Here is a 19,998-nt window from a genome sequence, read left to right as displayed (position 1 = left end):
TCTTTAACTCCTGTTAAACTGGCTAGTTCGCAATGAAGATAGGGTTCGTCTCCTTAGGGTGTCCCAAGAATCTCGTCGACTCCGAGGTCATGCTCGGCATGGCCGAGAAGGACGGGCACGAGATCACCGCGGATGCGTCGCAGGCCGACGTGCTCGTGGTGAACACCTGCGCCTTCATCGATCGCGCCAAGCAGGAATCCATCGACACCATCCTCGAGATGGCCGAACTCAAGAAGCAGGTGCCCGGCCGCAAGCTGGTGGTCACCGGCTGCATGGCCGAGCGCTACCGCGACGAGCTCAAGAAGGCAATTCCCGAGATCGACGCGATCTACGGCACGGGTGAAGTCGAAGGGCTTGCCGGGTTCATGGCGGGCCAGGTGCGCGAACCGGGCGCCGCAGTGCCGATGACGTTCCACAAGAAGCCCGTCTTCGGCGTGGACCTGCCCACCTACATTTACGACGCCAACACCCCGCGCAAGCGCGTCACTCCTGGCCATTACGCCTACGTGAAGATCGCCGAAGGCTGCGACTACAAGTGCGCCTTCTGCATCATCCCGAAGATGCGCGGCCACTATCGCAGCCGGCCGATCGACTCGATCGTGCAGGAAGCGCACCAGCTCGCGGCGCAGGGCGTCAAGGAACTGCTGCTGATCTCGCAGGACAGCACGTTCTACGGCATCGATCGTGGCGAGCGCGGCGCGCTGCCGAAGCTGCTCACGGCGCTCAACGAGGTGGACGGCATCGAGTGGATCCGCCTCCTGTACCTCTACCCCACCACCATCAACGACGAAGTGATCGACGCCATTGCCGATCTCGACAAGGTGGTGAAGTACATCGACCTGCCGCTGCAGCACGCGTCTGACGCGGTGCTCAAGCGGATGAAGCGTCCCGGCACCCGCAAGTCGTACGTGCGGCTGCTCGAGAACATCCGCGCCCGCATCCCGAACGTCGCCCTCCGCACCACCTTCATCGTCGGCTTCCCCGGCGAGACCGCGGACGACTTCGCCGAGCTCGAAGCCTTCATCTCGGAAATCGGCTTCGACCATGTCGGCGTCTTCACGTATTCGCACGAGGAGGGCACCTCGGCGCACGACCTGAAGGACGACGTGCCGGCGGCCACCAAGCGGAAGCGGCAAGACCGGCTGATGGCCCGCCAGCGGGACATCGTCGCGGCCCGCCAGCAGAGCCGGCTCGGCGAAAAGACCCGGTTGGTCGTGGACGGCCCCTCTCCAGAGCATGAGCTGGTCCTCCAGGGCCGCCTGCCGGGCCAGGCCCCCGACATCGACCCGGTGGTCTACCTGACCGAATGCGACCCCTCCAGCTTCCCCATGGGCACCTTCGTGGACGTCGAAATCGTCGGCGCCCAGGATTACGACCTCATCGCCCGCCCCCTCTGACCCCCACGAGCGGCGAGGCCGCGAGCCCCACGCGGGGCCCTGCCCCGCGCCGTCGTGTTACACTATGAGGTCGGTTCTTAGTCTGGGTAACCAGAGTGGGCCTTTTAGCCCACTCTTTGTGTTTATAGGGGGCTTTTTTTGAGCCCGCTCGAACGCGTCCGCGAAATGGCGGCCCGCATCGCCGGGTCCTACGGCCTCGACATTTTTGATGTCGAGTTGAAACGAGAAGGTGGCCAGCATGTGCTGCGGGTCATCGTCGATCGGCCGGGGCCTGCGTCGAAGCCGGAAGAAAGTGTGAGCATCGAAGACTGCGCGCGCGTCGCCGAGGAATTGGGCACGCTGCTCGACGTCGAGGATGTGATGCCCGGTGAGTACACCTTCGAGGTGTCGTCACCGGGTTTGGACCGGCCCTTGCGGCACGCCGACGATTACCGGCGGTTCGCCGGGCGCTGGGCCAAGGTCGTGACCTCGCAGCCGGTCGGGCGCCAAACGGCGTTCTCGGGACGGCTGAAAGGCGTCGAGGGAGACGACGTACTGTTCGAGTCGGAGGGCAAGAAGCTGGTGAAGCTGCCGTTGAGCCTCATCAAGCGCGCCCACCTCGACCTGGAGTTTTAGAGTACCTGCGGGCTGCGGCGATGTCGCGGCCCGGCATGCAAGGTTGATCACCGAATCATGACTACCAACCCGTTGATGCAGACGATTGAAGCGCTCGCCAAGGAAAAGGGCATCGAACCCGATGTCGTGATCCAGGCGATGGAAGAGGCGGTGCTGACCGCGTCGCGCAAGTTCTACAAGGGCGACGAGGACCTCAAGGCCAAGTTCAACTCCGAGAACGGGCAGATTGAGCTCTTCGCGGTGAAGACGATCGTCGACGAAGTGACCAACCCGGCGAAGGAAATCTCGATGGCGGAAGCCAAGGAGATCTACGGCGAGGATGCCGAGGTCGAGGTCGGCTACCAGATCGAGTTCCCGAAGCGCACCGACGTGCTGGGCCGCATCGCGGCGCAGACCGCCAAGCAGGTGATCTTCCAGAAGGTCCGCGAGGCCGAGCGCGAGAACGTCTACGCCGAGTACAACCAGCGCGTCGGCGAGGTCATGAACGGCCTGGTCAAGCGCTTCGAGCAGGGCGACATCATCGTCGAGGTGGGCCGCGTCGAGGCGGTGCTGCCGCGCAAGGAACAGTCGCGCGCCGAAAGCTACGCGCAGGGCGACCGCGTCCGCGCCGTGATCCGCGGCGTCAGCAAGAACGCCAAGGGTCCGCAGATCGTGCTGTCGCGCACCGATCCCGCCCTGCTGATCAAGTTGTTCGAGCAGGAAGTGCCCGAAATCTACGACGGCACCGTGATGATTCGCGGCGCGGTCCGCGAAGCCGGCGATCGCGCCAAGGTCGCGGTCTACTCGCGCGAGCGCGACGTCGATCCGGTGGGCGCCTGCGTCGGCATGAAGGGCACCCGCGTGCAGGCCATCATCCGCGAGCTGCGCGGCGAGAAGATCGACATCGTCGACTTCTCCGACGACCCGGTCCAGTTCGTGATGAACGCGCTCAGCCCGGCCAAGGTGCAGCGCGTGACCATCGTCAGCGACCTGGACAAGGTCATGGAAGTGGTCGTCGAAGACAGCCAGCTGTCGCTCGCCATCGGCAAGAAGGGCCAGAACGTGCGGCTCGCGGCGAAGCTGACCGGCTGGCGCATCGACATCAAGAGCGAAGAAGAGAAGCGCAAGGAAGTCGAGGCGGAGTTCGGCGCGATCGAAGCCGCGAGCGCCGAAGCCGACGCCCCCATCGAGGGGGAGACCGCAGCGGTCGAGGGCGAGGCCGTCGCGGTTGAGGGCGAGCCGGCGAGCGCGGACGTGGTCGCCGACGAGCCGGCCGCCGAAGAAACAAAGTAGTCGAGACCAGAGGAAACGCGTTTTGTCCACTGTCAGGATTTACAAGGTCGCCGAGTTGCTGAACACCACCTCCCAGGAGGTGTTGGCTCTACTCAAGAAGGCCCACGGCATCGAGCTCAAGAGCGCGTCGAGCACGCTCGAAGAGATCGTCGCCCGGCAATTCGTGGATCGCCTCGCCAAGCAGCGCGGCATCACGCTGCCGAAGGGGGACGTCTTCTCGGAACAGGCCTCGCAGGCGGTGAAGAGCGCCGCCAAGTCGAAGGCCACCGCGGCCAAGAAGGGCACCGCTGCGCCGGAGCCGGCCAAGCCGGCCGCCCCGACGCTGGGACCGCCCCGCCTGATCAAGAAGGCCAAGCCGGTCGAAGCCAGGCCCGACGAGCACGGCGAAGAGCCGGTCGAGATGCCGGCGCCGGTGGACCACGAGGTCGTCGAGCACGTCGACCACGTCGAGCACGTCGAGCATGTGGAGCCGGTGGTCGCCGCCGCCGAGCCTGCGCCAGTGGTCGAGGAGCCGGTGGAAGTCGCCGGGCACCCGTCCGCGCCCGCTCACGCTCACGCGCACCCGCCCGCCACGGCTCACGAGCCCGAGCGCGAGCCGGAACCGGCCGTCGCCGCGTCGGCTGCAACGCCCGCACCGGTGCGCGAGAAGGCCGCCGGACGCTTCGTGCCGCCCAGCATCCGGCTGCGCGTCGAAGAACCCGGCAAGGCGCCGCCGAGCGCGCCGCCCCTGCAGCCCAAGCGCCAGCTCGTGCCGCAGCCGGCGCGCGTGGTGCCGCCGTCAACCAAGCCGCCGCAGGCGGCCACGGGCAACCTGGCGCGGCCCGCCGGCCAGCGTCCGCCGTACGGCCCGCCGCGTCCGACCAGCAACACGGCGGCCATGCTGGGTGGTCCGCGCCCGCTGCCGTCGCAGCCGGTGCGCCCCACCACCGGCCTGCCGCCGCGTCCCGGCATGCCGGGCATGCGTCCCGGGGGCTTCCGTCCCCAGTATCAGCAGCGCCCGACCGGCCGCAGCTCGTCGCAGCGCCGTGAATCGGCGCGCCCGCAGGCGCCGGCGCCAGCGGTGCCGCCGCCGCCCATCACGCGCACCATCACCTTCTCGGAAGGGATGACCGTGAAGGACCTCGCCGATCGTCTCGAAATCCGCGTCAAGGACGCCCTCAAGGCCCTGCTCGATCGCCGCCTGATGATGACCATCAACTCGGCCATCGACCTCGACACCGCCAAGATGCTGGCCGCCAGCTTCGGCGCCGAGATCCACACCCGCAGCTTCGAGCAGGAAATCATCGAGGAGAGCGACAAGACCGCGAACCCCGAGGACCTGGTCACGCGCTGGCCCGTGGTCACCATCATGGGTCACGTCGATCACGGCAAGACGACGCTGCTCGACGCCATCCGCACCACGCGGGTCGCCGAGCGCGAGGCCGGCGGCATCACCCAGCACATCGGCGCCTACCTGGTGAGCGCCGGCGAGAAGACCGGCAAGCAGATCGTGTTCCTCGACACCCCCGGCCACTCGGCCTTCACCATGATGCGCGCCCGCGGCGCCAAGGTGACCGACGTCGTGGTGCTGGTGGTGGCGGCCGACGACGGCGTCATGCCGCAGACCAGGGAAGCAATCGACCACGCCAAGGCCGCGAACGTCAAGATCATCGTCGCCGTGAACAAGATCGACAAGCCGGGCGCGAACCCGGAGACGGTCAAGCGCCAGCTCACCGAGCTCGGACTGATGCCCGAGGACTGGGGCGGCAGCACCGTGTTCGTCGAAGTCTCGGCGAAGAAGAAACAGAACCTCGAAGGCCTGCTGGAAATGATCCTGCTGGTCACCGAAATCGACGACCTCAAGGCCAACCCCAAGCGCAGCGCCATCGGCACGGTGCTCGAAACCAAGCTCGATCGCGGCCGCGGCCCGGTCGCCACCGTGCTCGTGCAGGACGGCACGCTGCGCGTCGGCGACAACGTGATCGCCGGCCCCGTGGTCGGCAGGGTCCGCGCGCTGATCGATGACCGCGGCCGCAACATCAAGGTCGCCGGCCCGTCCACGCCGGTCGAACTGCTCGGCCTCGAGTCGCTGCCCTCGCCCGGGGATTCGTTCCAGGCGGTGGCCGACCCGGCCAAGGCGCGGCAGATCGCCACGTTCCGGCAGGGCCAGGCCAAGGAAAAGTCGCTCGGGTCCAAGGGCTCGCGCATGACCCTCGAGTCGCTCCAGGCCCAGCTGGCCGAGGGCGGCGCCAAGGAACTGGCGCTGATCATCAAGGCCGACGTGCAGGGCTCGGCCGAAGTGCTCGCCGACACGCTGTCGAAGCTGACCGACGAGAAGACCAAGATCAAGATCATCCACTCGGGGGTGGGCGCCATCAACGAGTCGGACGTGCTGCTGGCGTCGGCGTCGAGCGCCATCATCATCGGCTTCAACGTGCGGCCCGATCGCAACGCCGCCGATGTCGCCGAGCGCGAGAAGGTGGACATCCGCCACCACACGGTCATTTACCACGTCACCGACGAGATCAAGAAGGCCATGGCCGGCCTGCTCGATCCGACGTTCAAGGAGGCCCGCATCGGCGCGGCCACCGTGCGCGAGACGTTCAAGGTCCCGAAGATCGGCACCATCGCCGGCTGCATGGTCAACGAAGGCGTGATCAAGCGCTCGGGCGACGCGCAGGCGCGGCTGCTGCGCGACAACGTCGAACTGTGGACCGGCAAGATCGGCTCGCTCAAGCGCTTCAAGGACGACGTCGGCGAAGTCAAGACCGGCTTCGAGTGCGGCATCGGCCTCCAGGGCTACAACGACCTCAAGGTCGGCGACGTCATCGAGGTGTTCCACATGGAGCGCGTCGCGCAGCCCGCGTAAGACAGGGTTTCATCACCGGGGGTGCCTCACAAGGGTGCCCCCGGCTCGGTTTCTCACCAAGGTCCGGCAATACCCATGGCTCTCACCCATCGCGTCGAGCGCATCCAGGAACAAGTCCGCGAAGAAGTGAGCCAGATGCTGGCCACCGAGGTCCGCGATCCGGGCGTCGGCCTCGTCACCGTGACCCGCATCAAGGTCACCGGCGACCTCTCGCTCGCCCGCATCTACTGGACCATCATCGGCGACGCCGCCGAGCGCAAGAAGACCACCAAGGCGCTCGAGCGCGCCACCGGCTTCGTCCGGCACCTGCTGGCCGAGCGCCTCGGGCTGCGCCGCGTCCCCGAGGTCAAGTTCATCTTTGACGAGTCGGTCGCCGCCCAGGCCCGCATCGAGGAGATCATCCAGGAGATCCACGCGGAAGAAGCCGCGCGCACGGTGGCGAGCGCGGACTTCGTCGAAACGCCGGCGGCGACGCCCGCCGACGCCGCGCCGAAGCATGACGAACCCAAGTAGCCCGGCGAAGGCGGCCCCGGCGGCGCTGGTCGCGGCCATCCACGCCGGCCGCCGCTTCGTGATCGCCTCGCATCAGCGGCCCGACGGCGACGCCATCGGCTCCGCCGTGGCGATGGCGCTGGCGCTCCGCGCCATGGGCAAAGACGCCATCGTCGTCACCGACGCGGTGCCGCCGCTGTTCCTCCAGCCCTTCCCCGCTGTTGACGGCATTCGCATCACCACCGAGATCACCGAGACCTTCGATGCGGCGCTGATCATGGAATGCAGCGACCTCTCGCGCACCGGCGTGAAGGGTCTCGACCGCTCGCCGGTGTTCAACATCGACCACCATCCGGGCAACACCGGCTACGGCAGCCTGCAGTGGATCGATCAGTCCGCGGCGGCGTGCGGCGAGATGGTGTGCACCCTGATCGATGCCCTTGGCGTGCCGCTGACGCCCGACATCGCCACGCACATCTACCTGGCGGTGCTGACCGACACCGGCTCGTTCCACTTCTCGCACCTCTCGCCCCGCACCTACGAGGTGGCGCGGCGCTCGGTCGAGGCCGGCGCCAACCCCCAGTGGATCGCGCGCACGCACTACGACAGCAACAGCCTGGCGCGGGTGCGGATTTTCGGTGCCGTGCTCAACGACATGGTGATCCACGGCGACGGCAAGGTCGCGCTGCTCGCCATCACGCAGAAGCTGATGGACGACCTCGGCGGCAGCAGCGACGACCTCGAGGGCCTGATCAACTTCCCGCTGACGGTGAAGGAGATCGAAGCGGTGGCCTTCTTCAAGGAGGCCGGCGATCACGACTGGCGCGTGAGCATGCGTTCGAAGGGCGCGGTTGACATCGGCGCCGTGGCCCGGAACTTCGGTGGCGGCGGCCATACCAACGCCGCGGGCTGTTCGACGACCGGCGACCTGGCGGCGGTGCAGAAGCGTTTCGGCGAGTTGCTCGTGCAAGCGACGAAGGGGTCAGACCCCTTGTGAGCACGGCCGCGCGGGGTCAGACCCCGGCCTTTCCAGACGGCGTGCTGGTCGTCGACAAACCGCAGGGGCCGACCTCGCACGATGTCGTGTCGCTCGCGCGCCGGGCGCTGGGCGTCTCGCGCATCGGCCACACCGGCACGCTGGACCCGATGGCCACCGGCGTGCTGCCGCTGGTCATCGGCCGCGCCACGCGCCTCGCGCAATTCCTGACCGCCAGCGACAAGGACTACGAGGCCACCGTGGCCTTCGGGCGCGCCACGAACACCTACGACGCGATGGGTGCCGTGACGACCACCTCAGCCGATCGCCCCACCCGCGAGCAGACCGAGGCGGCGCTGGCGCGGTTTCGCGGCACGTTCGAACAGACCCCGCCCGCCTTCTCGGCGAAGAACATCGACGGCGAGCGCTCGTACGACCTGGCCCGGAAGGTAAAGGCCGGGGATGTGCAGGTGCTGCCCAAGGCCGTGACGGTGACCGTCCGGCAACTCGACCTGATCTCGTTCGACGGCGAAGCAGCGGTGCTGCGGATGCGGGTGACTGCCGGCTTCTACGTGCGCTCCCTCGCCCACGACCTCGGGGCGGCGCTCGGCATGGGGGCGGTGCTGGTGGGCCTGCGCCGCACGCGGTCCGGGGAATTTGGGCTGGAGGGTGCCGTGCCGCTGGCCGACGTGTTGCAGGCGGGCCGGGAGGCCCTGGCCGCACGCCTGCTGCCGTTCAACGCCCTGCTCCCGGACCTGCCGGCCGTGACCCTGAGGGGCGCGGAGCACGTGGAACGGGTCAGAAACGGCCTGGAAATCGCCCCAGGCGACCTCCAGGCGGTGCTGAACCCCCTGCCCGACCTGGTCAGGCTGATCGGGCCTGACGGGGCCCTGGTGGGCCTGGCCAAGCCGGGCAAGACGGCGGGATTCCTGCACGCGGCAGTGGTTCTGGCCTAGGCCCGTGGGGCGGCCCCGGCACCCCTAAAGGGGTGCCCTACCAGAGGGCTTTTCGGCTAACATAGACAGGTTACAGGCGATGCTGTTATCGCCACATACGGCGGCTTGGTAGTGCGACCTGTCGTGCCGAAGCTCACTCGAAAGTGCGGAGCGAAGGCGGATCGGCTACTCGGCCGTGCGTGGAGGTTTCCGTGGGACTGACGAAAGACAAGAAGACCGCCATCATTGGCGAATACAAGACGCACGACACCGACACCGGCTCACCCGAAGTTCAGGTCGCGATCCTCAGCGATCGCATCACCTACCTGACCGAACACTTCAAGACCCACGGGAAGGACCACCATTCCCGCCGCGGATTGCTGAAGCTCGTTGGCCAGCGCCGTCGCCTGCTCGACTACCTGAAGAGCAAGGACACGCAGCGCTACGCAGAGGTCATCAAGCGCCTCGGCATCCGCAAGTAACCGGGACCCGTCCCCTTCATTTTCGCAGGTTGAGTTATGCACAAGCGTGAACTATCTCTCGGCTCGCAGACCCTGTCTATCGAGACAGGCCGGCTGGCGAAGCAGGCCGATGGCGCCGTGGTCGTCCGCATGGGCGACACCATGGTGCTGGTAACGGCATGCCACTCGTCCAGCCCCCGCGAGGGCATCGATTTTCTGCCCCTCACGGTTGACTATCGTGAATACACCTACGCCTCGGGCCGCATCCCCGGCGGCTTCTTCAAGCGCGAAGGCAAGGCCACCGAAAAGGAAACCCTGACCAGCCGCGTCATCGATCGGCCGATCCGGCCGCTGTTCCCCGCCGGCTGGGCCTACGAGACGCAGGTCATCGCGTTCGTGGTGTCGGCCGACACCGACAACGACTCGGACGTGCTCGCCCTCACCGGCGCCTCGGCCGCGCTCGCGCTGTCGGAGATGCCGGTCGAGAAGACCATTGCCGGCGTGCGCGTCGGCCTGGTGGACGGCCAGTTCATCGTCAACCCGACCTTCCCGCAGCGCAAGCTGAGCAAGCTCGACCTCGTCGTCGCCGGCACCAAGGACGGCATCGTGATGGTCGAAGCCGGCGCCATGGAGGTCTCGGAAGAAGAGGCCGTGCAGGCGCTCGAGACGGCGCAGGCCGCCATCAACCAGATCTGCGACATGATCGACGCCCTCTCCAAGGAAGCCGGCCGCAAGAAGCTGGCGAAGCCCGCGGTGAAGGTCGACGAGCAGCTCGCCGCCTACGTCGAGAGCAAGGCCTACGCCGCGCTCGGCGAGGCGATGCGCATCAAGGGCAAGATCGAGAACTACGGCACGGTCGCGAGGATCGAAAAGGAGTTCGCCGCCAACCTGCCCGAGGAATTCGCCGATCGCAAGTCGGCGGTCAAGGGCATCTTCCAGGACCTGCAGGAAAAGACGCTGCGCGACTCGATCCTGAACAAGGGCATCCGCCTGGATGGCCGCAAGTTCGACGAGATTCGCCAGATCACCATCGAGAACACGGTGCTGCCGCGCGTGCACGGCTCGTGCGTGTTCACGCGCGGTGAGACGCAGGCCCTGGTCACCGTGACCCTGGGCACCGCCGACGACCAGCAGAAGATCGAGATGGTCGATGGCGAGACCTGGAAGCGCTTCATGCTGCACTACAACTTCCCGCCCTTCTCGGTCGGTGAAGTCAAGCCGATGCGCGGCCCCGGCCGCCGTGAAATCGGCCATGGCGCGCTCGCCGAGCGCGCGCTGGCGCCGATGATGCCGGCCGAAGCCGACTTCGCCTACACCGTGCGCGTGGTCTCCGACATTCTCGAATCCAACGGCAGCTCGTCGATGGCGTCGGTGTGCGGCGGCTCGATGGCGATGATGGACGCCGGCGTGCCGATCAAGGCCGCCGTCGCGGGCGTGGCCATGGGCCTGATCATCGACGAGGCGACCGGCAAATACGCGGTGCTGAGCGACATCGCCGGTGCCGAGGACCACTACGGCGACATGGACTTCAAGGTCACCGGCACGGCCGCGGGCATCACCGCGCTGCAGATGGACATCAAGGTCACCGGCATCTCCGCCGAGATCATGCGCATTGCGCTGACCCAGGCGAAGGCCGGCCGCATGCACATCCTCGGCATCATGAACGAGGCGCTGTCGGCCACGCGCACCAACATGTCGGCCTACGCGCCGCGCATCATCACCATCAAGATCCCGGTCGACAAGATCCGCGACGTCATCGGGCCCGGCGGCAAGATGATCCGCAGCATCATCGAGAAGACCGGCGTCAAGATCGACGTCGAAGACAGCGGCCAGGTCAACGTCGCCTCGGCCGACGAGGCCGCGGCCCTCAAGGCCATCGGCATGATCCAGGAACTGACCCAGACCGCCGAGCTCGACAAGACCTACCTCGGCAAGGTGCAGCGCATCACCGACTTCGGTGCGTTCATCGAAATCATGCCCGGCACCGACGGCCTGCTCCACGTCTCGGAAATCGCGCACTACCGCGTCAAGGACGTGCGTGACGAGCTGAAGGAAGGCCAGCAGGTGCTGGTGAAGGTGATCAACATCGACCCGACCGGCAAGATCCGCCTGTCGCGCAAGGCGCTGATCACCCCCGAAGAGGGCGGCGCACCGCCGGCCGACTCGGGTGCCGCCGAGGGCGCTCCGTCAGCGCCCGAGGGCGACCGTCCCCCGCGCGGCGACCGTGGTCCCCGCCGCGATCGCGGCCCGCGCTAGGTCTTACGGATCCCGACGGGAGGACACCTCCCGTCGGGATCGCACTTCCTGCTTGCCTCGCCGAAGCGCGCAAGCGCGAAGGCGGGTCGGGAGGGCGCTTCTCGTCGGGAACACACCCGACAGGTACAATTTCCGGCCCGGACGATCGGTCCACGCACTCATCACCTCAAACAGGGAAAGTCCCGTGATCTTCGTTGTTGGTACCCGTGAGTTCTCTGGTCGGTTACGTCCCGGCCCTGCCCTTTTCGCCGTCGCCGTGCTGGCCGCGGTTTTCGGTCTTCCCGGCGCGGCCGTCGCAGGTGGCCGCCAGGGGGCCCCGGCCGCAACCGGTGCCCCCGCCCGACAGCGCCAGGCCCGCCGGCAGTTCAACCTGCCCGGCGCCCCGGAGCCACCGGCGCCCGTGGCACCGGAGGTGATCGTGCGCGGCGACAACGGCCGCGTCGTGGTGCGGGCCACGAAGCTGGCCAGACCGCTCAACATGGATGGCGTGCTGGATGAGCCGATGTACACGCAGGTGAAATCGGTCAGTGATTTCATCCAGACGGTGCCCAACGAGGGCGAGCCCGCCACTGAGCGGACCGAGGCGTGGATTTCGTACGACGAGAACAACTTCTACCTGTCGTGCCGGTGCTGGGACTCGGCGCCCCCCGAAGAGTGGACGGCCAACGAGCTCAGGCGCGACACCAGCCAACTGCGGCAGAACGACATGTTCGGCGCGATGATCGACACCTTCCACGACCGGCGCAACGGCTTCAACTTCTACACCAATCCGCTCGGCGCCCGCGCCGACCAGGTGGTGACCAATGAGGGCAACCCCAACGCCGACTGGAATCCCGTGTGGTTCGTGCGCACGGGACGCTTCGAGGGCGGGTGGACGGTGGAGATGGCCATTCCCTTCAAGTCCATCCGCTACGTGTCGGGCGCAAACCAGGAGTGGGGCATCCAGATTCGCCGGGCGATTCGCCGCAAGAACGAGTGGACGCACCTGACCTTCGTGCCGGCATCGACGGGCGGCGTCACCAGCATCTTTCGGGCATCGGCGGCGGCCACGCTGGTCGGACTCGACCTCCCGCCCGCCGCCAAGAACGTTGAGCTCAAGCCGTACGGGATCTCGAAGCTCACCACCGACGCGGTCCGCACGCCGCCGCTCCTGAACGACCTCAATGCCACCGGTGGGCTCGACGCCAAGTACGGCATCAACGCCAACATGACCGCCGACCTCACCGTCAACACCGACTTCGCGCAGGTTGAAGTGGACGAGCAGCAGGTGAACCTCACGCGCTTCCCGGTGGTTTTTCCAGAAAAGCGCGACTTCTTCCTCGAAGGACGCGGCACCTTTGAGTTCGCCCGCGCGTCGGGCCAGGCGGGCTTCACCGGCCAAACCAGCATCAACACCAACGCGCCCCAGCTCTTCTTCACGCGCCGCATCGGCCTCAACAACGGCCGCCAAGTCCCCATCATCGCCGGGGGGCGCGTGACGGGGACGATGGGCAAGACGGCCTTTGGCGCGATGAACATGGAGACCGGCTACGAGTCGCCCAATGGGATCGACCCGGACGCGTGCGCCGCGCCGTTCAGCCAGTGCACACCGCGCACCAACTTCACGGTGCTGCGCGTGCGGCAGGACATTCTGCGCCGGAGCAACATCGGGGCGATCTTCACCAACCGGTCGCACTCCCCGTCCGCGGCGGGCGCGAACCAGTCCTACGGCGTCGACGGGGCCTTCTCCTTCTTCCAGAACGTCACCGCCAACGCCTACTACGCGCGCAGCGAGTCACCCAACCGGCAGGGCGACGAGGACAGCTATCAGGGCCGTGTCGAGTACTCCGCCGATCGCTACGGCGCCCGCCTCGACCATCTGGACGTCGGCGCGAACTACTACCCAGAAATCGGCTTCGTGCAGCGCCGGGGCTTCGGCCGGACGTTCGGCTCGGCCCGCTTCAGCCCCCGCATGCGCCGGGGCCGGCGCGTGCGCCGCTACGTCTTCGAGGGCGCGGCGGAGTACCTGGTCAACCGCTCGCACGACGTCGAGTCGAGCAGCCGGACCGCGCACTTCCTGACCGAGTTCCAAAACAGCGACCAGTTCGTGTTCGACGTCAACGTCGACTACGAATTGCTGCTGCGTCCCTTCACGGTGTCACCCGGTGTCGTCATTCGGCCGGGCGCATACCCCTTCAACAGCATCAAGACCAGCTACGCGTTCGGCCAGCAGCGGCGCGCCTCGGGGACCGTGGCCGTACAGACCGGGCAGTTCTACGATGGCCGGCTGACCTCGCTCACGCTGAGCGGCGCGCGCCTGGCCATCATGAAGCAGCTCTCTGCCGAGCCATCCCTGACGGTGAACCACGCCACCCTCACGGCCGGGGATTTCACCACGACGCTGGCACGGGTCCGCGTCGACTACGCCTTCTCGCCCCTGCGCTTCCTGGGCGCCCTGCTGCAGTACAACTCGAGCGACCATAGCTTCAGCAGCAACTTCCGCTTCCGGTGGGAATATCGCCCGGGCAGCGAAATCTTCGTCGTCTATACAGACGAACGGGACACCACGACGGCGGGGTACCCCGGCCTGCGGAACAAGGCCTTCGTGGTCAAGGTCAACCGGCTGTTCCGCTTTTAGGGCCTCAATACCAGCGTCGCGAGTAGCCTTCCTCAACCGCGAGGGACGCGAAGCACACGCCGACGTCGTACAATTACCCCATGCGCGTCATGCTCGCAGGTGCCCTCGCCGTCGCCCTCGCCTGGCCAATGCTGGCGGGCGCGCAGGAACAGGCGCCCAACCGGCGCGAGTTCACCATCATCGCCAAGGACCACACCTTCACGCCCAACCGGCTGGAAGTGTCGCAAGACGACCTGGTGAAGATCACGCTCAAGAGCGAAGACCGGCCCAGCAGCTTCGCCATCGACGCCTACCGCATCGTCAAGCGCGCCGCCGGCGGGCAGACCACCACCTTCGAGTTCCGCGCCGACCAGGCCGGCACGTTCCCCTTCTACTGCAACCTGACCACCGACGAGGCGTGCCAGGACATGAAGGGCACGCTCGTCGTCAAGCCGAAGTAGTCACTTCCGCGGGAACTTGTCGGGGTTGTCGGTGAACAACGCATCGACACCGAGCGTGTAGAGATGGTGGCTCATCTCCGCGGTCACGTCCTTGAAGCCACCGGGATCCGACGACCGGAACGTATACGGCGTGACCGTCATGCCTTCGGCGTGCGCCCACTTCACGAAGTCGGGGTTCTTCAGCACGATCTGCTTCGCCGGGCCAAAGCCCTGCACCACGCCCTTCCACGCCGTCACGGCCGCCGCGGATTCAAACCCCTCGGCGTTGCCGAGCAGCAGCACCACCGGCACGCCGATCTTCATCTGTGCCAGCTTGCGCGCGCTGGGCTGACCGAACGTCTGCAGGATGACCGGCGTCTTCGGATCCGCCTTGGGCCCGCGCAGCCCGTTCTTATCGAGCGCGGCCGCCACCATCTCCTCGAACTTGACGTCGCGCCCGGCGTAGATTTCGGGGGTCTTCAACTCCGGGAAGATCCCGGCCTTGCCGCGAATGGCGGCAATGGCCTCGTCGAACGTCAGCACCTTCTCGCCGGCGAACTTCTTGTCGAACCACGAACCGGCATCGAGCGTCTTGATCTCGGCCAGCGTGAAGTCGTTGGCGAGCCAGGCCTTGCGGGTCTTCCCCTCGATGGTCTGCGTGCTCACCCGGCCCGGGAACAGCTCCTCGACGTTAGTGGTGCGCTCGAGGCTGGCGTCGTGGAGGCAGATCAAGACGCCGTCCTTGGTTACCGCCAAGTCCTGCTCGACGTAGTCGGCGCCCTGCTCGATGGCGAGGCGATAGGCCGCCAGCGTGTGCTCGGGCGCGTAGGCCGACGCGCCGCGGTGCGCGACGACGGTCTTCTTCGTGTATTGCGCCTCTCCGGTTCCGGTCATGAGCAGGATCAGGGCTCCCAGGGCCATGGTCCGGCTGAAGCCGGACGCTACAAGTGTAAGGGCTCTACGCGGCATCATCGATCTCCTGCTGAAAAGGCCCGCGCCGCCTCGATCCGCTCGCGGATGGGCGGGTGGGAATAGAAGATCCACCGCACCAGCGCGGACGGATACTCCTCCGCCAGATTCTGCTGCGACAGCCGCCTCATCGCCGTGACGAACGCGTCAACATTGCGTGTCGTGTCGAGCGCGTAGCGGTCGGCGGCCCGCTCCTGCGCGCGCGACAGCGCGTTCACCAGCGGCAGCATCAGGAACGACCAGGCGCCGGCGACCAGCATCAGGATGGGCAGCGCCGCCGGATCGGAGAGGCCGCGCAGGCCCGCCGCACCGGCCACCCGCCGCAGCACGAGATCCGCGGCGAAGAATCCGCCCACGAGCAGCAGCGTCTGCGCCGCGATGCCACGCCAGAGATCGCGATGCACGTGGTGCGCCAGTTCGTGCGCGAGGATGACCTCGATTTCATCCTCCGAGTAATCCGCGAGCAGCGTGTCCGACAGCAGGATGCGGCGCGTGTGCCCCAGGCCCGCGAGCGCCGCGTTCGCCTTCCTGGTGTGGCCGCTGAGCACCCACTCGAACACGCCGACCACGTCGGTCCGGGCCTTCTGGGCCAACGCCAGCAACCGCGCCACCAGGGCGGGGCGATCGAGCGGCTTGAACTTGTAGAAGATCGGCAGCAGCACGACCGGCGCGAGCTGCGCCAGGCCGACCATGCCCACCGTAAAGACGGCGGCCGACAGCCACCACCACTGCCCTGGCCAGCTTCTCAGCGTAATGAACACCACCGAGGCGCCGAGGATCGCCAGCGCGAGCCCCAGCACGACGCCCTTCGCCTGATCGACCAGCCAATGGCCGGCCGACTGCGTCGACAGCCCGTAGTGATGTTCGAGCAGGTGTCCCTGGTAGAACGCGAACGGGAGCTCGACGATCTGCAGCAGCAGCACGAGCATCGCGGTCAGCACCGCGACCGTCAGCACGTCATCGAGGCCGCCGGGCATGAGGCTCGAGGCCGCCGCGGCCCACTCGCGCATCCGCAGGGCGGCGCCGGTCAGGATGAGAGTCAACAGCACGAAGCCGGCGCCCGCCGTCCCCAGGAGGTCGGCGCGCCGGCGCAGGCGGTGGTAGCGGGTGGACTTGTCTTCGTTCACGAATCAGCAGCCAGTGTAACCCCGCGGCTGCTGGCGCAGGACCCAGGACCTAGGACCTGGGGCTGAATTACGTGGTCGGCCCGCCCGACCGCGAGAGGCGGACGCCGCCGTTGGTGGTGCTGATGGTGACCTTGGCGCCGCCGCCGTTCAGCGTGCCCTCGAGCCGGCGCTTCGACTCGAACGAGGATGACTGTTCCTGCTTCTGCACGTCGAGGTCGGTCACGTGCACGCCGCCGTTCACCGCGCGCGCCGTGATGGTGGCCTTGCTGTCGGAGGTCAAGCCCAGCTCGACCCCGCCGTTCACCGTTTCGATGTCGACCGTGCCGCCGGCCTCGAGCGGACCGCCGAACTCGATTTCGATGCCGCCATTCACGGACGAGGCCTCGAGGATCCGGGCGTTGACGTTGCTGCCCTTGACGCCGCCGTTGGTGGTCTTGGCGTGCACTTCGCCCGCGAGACCGGTGAGGCGAATGCCGCCGTTGACGGTGCGCAGGTCAACAATCACGCCGGCCGGAACCTTGATGGTCCACTCGACTTCGTGACCGCTGAAGCCGCTCAGGCGCGGGGGGCGTGACTCGACCCTGACCCGGTCCCCACTGACTTCCTCGCGAATTTCCATCTTGGCCAGGTTTTCCTTGGCGGCCTCGTCGGTGGACCCCTTGGCCGTGCGGCGGCCCTCCACCGTGACCTTGCCGTCGGTCGCCGGCTCGGCCGTGATGCGGCCGTTCACGTTGATGATTTCGAGGCGCCCCTGGTCGGCCAGGGTGTAGGTGCGGGTCCAGGTGTCCTGGGCCTTGCCGGAGGCAATCCCGAACGAAAGCCCGCCCTCGCCGCCCGCCTGGATGTCGCAGGCGGCAACGCTGAGTCCGGCGGTCAGAACGAGCCCGAGCAGGGCGGTCTTGCTGCGCATGCGAGTACCTCTAAACAGTTTACGAACTCTGCACGCGGCAAGTTCAGTCGACCGACAATGCCACCCGGACGGCGTTCTTAAGTCCACTGAGCGGCGCGTTGCCCGGCCGTCAGGAACGCGGTAGACTCCTCCGCCAAGGCCCATTTACATTTCACATCCCTCCCAGTTTCCCGCTGTCTCGCCGGCCGATTGGGGATCGACCGACGCCAGAACCACCCGCCTGGTTCTTGGTTCGCTCTTGGTGGTCTTCAGCTACGTCTTCCTGGCCAACGCGTGGATTGCCGACGACGCCGCCATCACGTTCCGTGCCGTGTGGAACTTCGTCAACGGCTACGGCCTGACCTATAACCCGGACGAGCGCGTCCAGTCTTTCACGCATCCCCTCTGGGCACTCGCCATCGCCGGTCCCCACGCCCTGACCGGCGAGTTCTTCTTCACCGTGACGGCACTGTCGTGGGCCTTCAACGTGGCGGCCGGCGTGGTCCTGCTTCGCCGCGTCCGCACACTCGGGGGAGCGGCGCTGACGGTGGCGTGGCTGCTCAGTTCGAAGGCCCTGGTGGACTACACCTCGTCGGGTCTGGAGTACCCGCTGAGCTACTTCCTGCTGGCGCTCTTCTACACGCGCTATCTCAATCGCCGGCACGACACCGGCATCACGCCGGCGGAACTGCGCTGGTACATCGTGGTGGCATCGCTGGCCTTCGTCAACCGGCCCGACGCGGTGCTGCTGTACGTCGTGCCGCTCATCGGCCTGCTGTGGCGCGCCGCTCGCGAGCACCGTTCGGCGATCGTCCGCCCCATCCTGATTGGCGGGTCGCCGGCTCTCGCCTGGGTGGCGTTTGCCACGTTCTATTACGGGTTCCCCCTGCCGAACACCTACTACGCGAAGGTCGCCAACGACCTACCGGCGTTCCTGCAGCATGAGCAGGGCGTGGCGTACCTGTTCAACAGCATCCGTTTCGACCCTCTCACCATCGGCACCATCGCGCTGGCCCTCGTCGTCGCCGCCAGCATGAAGGGTCATGCGCGCCTGGCGGCGCTCTCGGCCCTGGTCTCGGTGGGCTACACCGTCGACATTGGCGGCGACTTCATGAGCGGCCGCTTCTTCGCCCTGCCGTTCCTGGTGGCCGTGATCGCCATCGTGCCGGTCATCGAGACCCGCCTCGTCCCGTGGCTGGGCGCCGGTCTCGTGCTCTACAACGTGATCATGCCGCTGGCGCCGATCAAGACCACGGCGTCGACCGATGGCGGGTGGTCGTGGCGCACACAAAACGGGATCAAGGATGAACGCGGCTTCACGCATCAGGGGAGCAATGTGCTGGGCTACGCGCCGTTCCGGCTGCTTCCCGATTCGACGTACGCCCGCCAGGGTGTCAGCATGACGGGCAGCGACCGCCATGCCGTGGTGGTCTGCTGTATCGGCCTGTTCGGGCTCAACGCGGGTCCCACCAAGCACGTGATCGACACCATGGCGTTGGCGGATCCGCTGCTGGCGCGGTTGCCGGTGTCGCCGCGCGTGTATTTCGAGTTCTGGGCCAGCCATTATCTCCGCGACCTGCCGGACGGCTACCTCGAATCGAACGAGCTGAACCAGAATCTGCTCACCGACCCTTTCTTGCACGCGTACTACGACCGGCTGAGGGAGGTGACGCGCGGGCCGCTGTGGCGATGGTCCCGGTACCGCTCGATCTGGGCGCTGAATCTCGGGCCCGACCGGAACATGCGGCGCACCTACGAGAAGCATCGGCCCATCGCGCTGTCGATTCGCGCCGACAACGACCGCTTTCTGACCGACGTGGGCGTTCGCGACCCGCAAGCCGGCAGGCTAAGCACGACCGCCCGTCAGGGTTACCTGCAGTTCGGGCCGGGCATCCCCATGAAGGCCGGGACTTACCGCGCCCGATGGGAAGGCACCGTCAGCGCGTCGGGCGGCCTGCCGCTCGGGTACGTCGAGGTCTGGAATGGTAGCGAGCGAATCGAGCGGCAGGCGGTGCCCTCGCCGACGGGTTCGTCGCAGGTTGTCGCACAGGTCGATTTTTCGTTGCCGCGCGACGCCCGCTCGCTCGAGTACCGCTTCTGGGTGAACGACACGGCGTCGATTTCCCTGGCGCGCATCGCCCTCTACTCCGTCACCGCCATTCCAGCCGACGAGTAGCGTCATTGCCGGCTGCCGGGCCTCTGCCCCGGCGCGCTCCCCTACTGCGGCTGCGGAAACGCGCGAACGCGGTCGGCCTGGGCCTTCTTCATCACCGCATCAATCGCGGCCCCGTTGGCCTTGGCCAACGCGATGTTCTTGGGGTTGATGCGATCGGCCGGAAACGTGCGTCCCTGCGACTCGCCCAGCGCCGCGACCTGCGCCTGCATCACCGCCATGGGCAGCACCACCATGTCCAGGCCGGTGACCTTGTGCTTGTCGAGCAGCAACTTCACGGCCGGTTCCTTCTCGAAGATCGCGGCCGAGTCCTGCACCGACATCGGACCCTTCGGGGCGCGCCCCATCATGGCCGCAACGGCCTTGGGGTCCTTGCCCGCCCAGTCGGCGATGCCCGCCATCACCGCGCCGTAGCCCTCGATGCGCGGCATCGTCAACTCGTAGACCGCCACCGTCCTGGTGAGGTCATCCGAGTTGCTCTGCGCCTCGGCACCGGTTGCGCAAAGCAGGAACAGGACAAGGACGACAGGCATGCGAATCTCCCTCCCGATA

General features: G+C 67.1%; 16 protein-coding genes. 12 read left to right on the top strand and 4 right to left on the bottom strand.

The genetic code is table 11. The features are described from left to right. Positions 1-32 precede the first annotated feature (32 nt). The 11 genes from rimO (at position 33) to WC815_05690 (ending at position 14,309) form a co-directional block, all read left to right on the top strand. Positions 33-1,397: a 30S ribosomal protein S12 methylthiotransferase RimO gene (gene rimO / locus WC815_05740; protein ID MFA5908256.1), complete on the top strand. Its 1,365-nt coding sequence runs from the start codon at positions 33-35 to the stop codon at positions 1,395-1,397. Between the two features lie 138 nt (positions 1,398-1,535). Beyond that, positions 1,536-2,012, top strand: coding sequence for a ribosome maturation factor RimP (rimP, locus tag WC815_05735; protein MFA5908255.1), 477 nt, complete (start codon positions 1,536-1,538; stop codon positions 2,010-2,012). A gap of 57 nt (positions 2,013-2,069) precedes the next feature. Then, the gene (gene nusA / locus WC815_05730) at positions 2,070-3,284 is read left to right on the top strand and encodes a transcription termination factor NusA (protein MFA5908254.1); all 1,215 of its coding nucleotides are present in this window, start codon (positions 2,070-2,072) and stop codon (positions 3,282-3,284) included. Between the two features lie 22 nt (positions 3,285-3,306). After that, positions 3,307-6,132, top strand: a complete 2,826-nt coding sequence (gene infB, locus WC815_05725) for a translation initiation factor IF-2 (GenBank protein MFA5908253.1) — start codon at positions 3,307-3,309, stop codon at positions 6,130-6,132. A gap of 75 nt (positions 6,133-6,207) precedes the next feature. Then, positions 6,208-6,645, top strand: coding sequence for a 30S ribosome-binding factor RbfA (gene rbfA, locus WC815_05720; GenBank protein MFA5908252.1), 438 nt, complete (start codon positions 6,208-6,210; stop codon positions 6,643-6,645). Further along, positions 6,629-7,621 (top strand): bifunctional oligoribonuclease/PAP phosphatase NrnA, encoded by a 993-nt coding sequence (locus WC815_05715; protein MFA5908251.1) that lies wholly within the window; start codon positions 6,629-6,631, stop codon positions 7,619-7,621. The genes rbfA and WC815_05715 overlap by 17 nt, the downstream gene beginning before the upstream one ends. Further along, a complete protein-coding gene (gene truB, locus WC815_05710) occupies positions 7,618-8,556 on the top strand; it encodes a tRNA pseudouridine(55) synthase TruB (protein ID MFA5908250.1) in 939 nt (312 codons plus the stop codon). The genes WC815_05715 and truB overlap by 4 nt, the downstream gene beginning before the upstream one ends. A gap of 191 nt (positions 8,557-8,747) precedes the next feature. Continuing rightward, positions 8,748-9,017 (top strand): 30S ribosomal protein S15, encoded by a 270-nt coding sequence (gene rpsO / locus WC815_05705; protein MFA5908249.1) that lies wholly within the window; start codon positions 8,748-8,750, stop codon positions 9,015-9,017. Positions 9,018-9,053: 36 nt separating this feature from the next. After that, positions 9,054-11,252, top strand: coding sequence for a polyribonucleotide nucleotidyltransferase (gene pnp, locus WC815_05700; protein ID MFA5908248.1), 2,199 nt, complete (start codon positions 9,054-9,056; stop codon positions 11,250-11,252). 256 nt (positions 11,253-11,508) lie between these two features. Continuing rightward, on the top strand, positions 11,509-13,869 hold the full coding sequence (locus WC815_05695) for a DUF5916 domain-containing protein (GenBank protein ID MFA5908247.1): 2,361 nt from the start codon (positions 11,509-11,511) through the stop codon (positions 13,867-13,869). An 80-nt stretch (positions 13,870-13,949) separates the two neighbouring features. Continuing rightward, positions 13,950-14,309 carry a cupredoxin domain-containing protein gene (locus WC815_05690; GenBank protein MFA5908246.1) on the top strand — a complete coding sequence of 120 codons (360 nt, stop codon included), beginning with the start codon at positions 13,950-13,952 and terminating at the stop codon, positions 14,307-14,309. On the opposite strand, the gene WC815_05685 is transcribed toward WC815_05690, so the two are convergent. The 3 genes from WC815_05685 to WC815_05675 all read right to left on the bottom strand — a co-directional run bounded on the left by WC815_05685 (position 14,310) and on the right by WC815_05675 (position 17,294). After that, positions 14,310-15,182, bottom strand: coding sequence for a glycerophosphodiester phosphodiesterase family protein (locus WC815_05685; protein ID MFA5908245.1), 873 nt, complete (start codon positions 15,180-15,182; stop codon positions 14,310-14,312). 74 nt (positions 15,183-15,256) lie between these two features. Next, positions 15,257-16,384, bottom strand: a complete 1,128-nt coding sequence (locus WC815_05680; GenBank protein ID MFA5908244.1) for a M48 family metallopeptidase — start codon at positions 16,382-16,384, stop codon at positions 15,257-15,259. 67 nt (positions 16,385-16,451) lie between these two features. Next, positions 16,452-17,294: a DUF4097 family beta strand repeat-containing protein gene (locus WC815_05675; protein ID MFA5908243.1), complete on the bottom strand. Its 843-nt coding sequence runs from the start codon at positions 17,292-17,294 to the stop codon at positions 16,452-16,454. Positions 17,295-17,532: 238 nt separating this feature from the next. Between WC815_05675 and WC815_05670 the strand changes: the two genes are divergently transcribed. Beyond that, on the top strand, positions 17,533-19,449 hold the full coding sequence (locus tag WC815_05670) for a hypothetical protein (protein ID MFA5908242.1): 1,917 nt from the start codon (positions 17,533-17,535) through the stop codon (positions 19,447-19,449). Between the two features lie 41 nt (positions 19,450-19,490). Here WC815_05670 and WC815_05665 read toward each other — a convergent pair whose 3' ends face one another. Further along, positions 19,491-19,979, bottom strand: coding sequence for a hypothetical protein (locus WC815_05665; protein MFA5908241.1), 489 nt, complete (start codon positions 19,977-19,979; stop codon positions 19,491-19,493). Positions 19,980-19,998 lie beyond the last annotated feature (19 nt).

It is taken from the genome of Vicinamibacterales bacterium (genome assembly GCA_041659285.1).
Classification (GTDB): Bacteria; Acidobacteriota; Vicinamibacteria; order Vicinamibacterales; family UBA2999; genus 12-FULL-67-14b.
This window is presented reverse-complemented; position numbering and strand designations above follow the sequence as displayed.

Excerpts from the sequence above, each read along its gene's own strand:
- rimO (MFA5908256.1), top strand. The coding sequence starts at position 33 with ATGAAGATAGGGTTCGTCTCCTTAGGGTGTCCCAAGAATCTCGTCGAC.
- nusA (MFA5908254.1), top strand. The coding sequence starts at position 2,070 with ATGACTACCAACCCGTTGATGCAGACGATTGAAGCGCTCGCCAAGGAA.
- rbfA (MFA5908252.1), top strand. The coding sequence starts at position 6,208 with ATGGCTCTCACCCATCGCGTCGAGCGCATCCAGGAACAAGTCCGCGAA.
- WC815_05715 (MFA5908251.1), top strand. The coding sequence starts at position 6,629 with ATGACGAACCCAAGTAGCCCGGCGAAGGCGGCCCCGGCGGCGCTGGTC.
- pnp (MFA5908248.1), top strand. The coding sequence starts at position 9,054 with ATGCACAAGCGTGAACTATCTCTCGGCTCGCAGACCCTGTCTATCGAG.
- WC815_05690 (MFA5908246.1), top strand. The coding sequence starts at position 13,950 with ATGCGCGTCATGCTCGCAGGTGCCCTCGCCGTCGCCCTCGCCTGGCCA.
- WC815_05685 (MFA5908245.1), bottom strand. The coding sequence starts at position 15,182 with ATGACCGGAACCGGAGAGGCGCAATACACGAAGAAGACCGTCGTCGCG.
- WC815_05675 (MFA5908243.1), bottom strand. The coding sequence starts at position 17,294 with ATGCGCAGCAAGACCGCCCTGCTCGGGCTCGTTCTGACCGCCGGACTC.
- WC815_05665 (MFA5908241.1), bottom strand. The coding sequence starts at position 19,979 with ATGCCTGTCGTCCTTGTCCTGTTCCTGCTTTGCGCAACCGGTGCCGAG.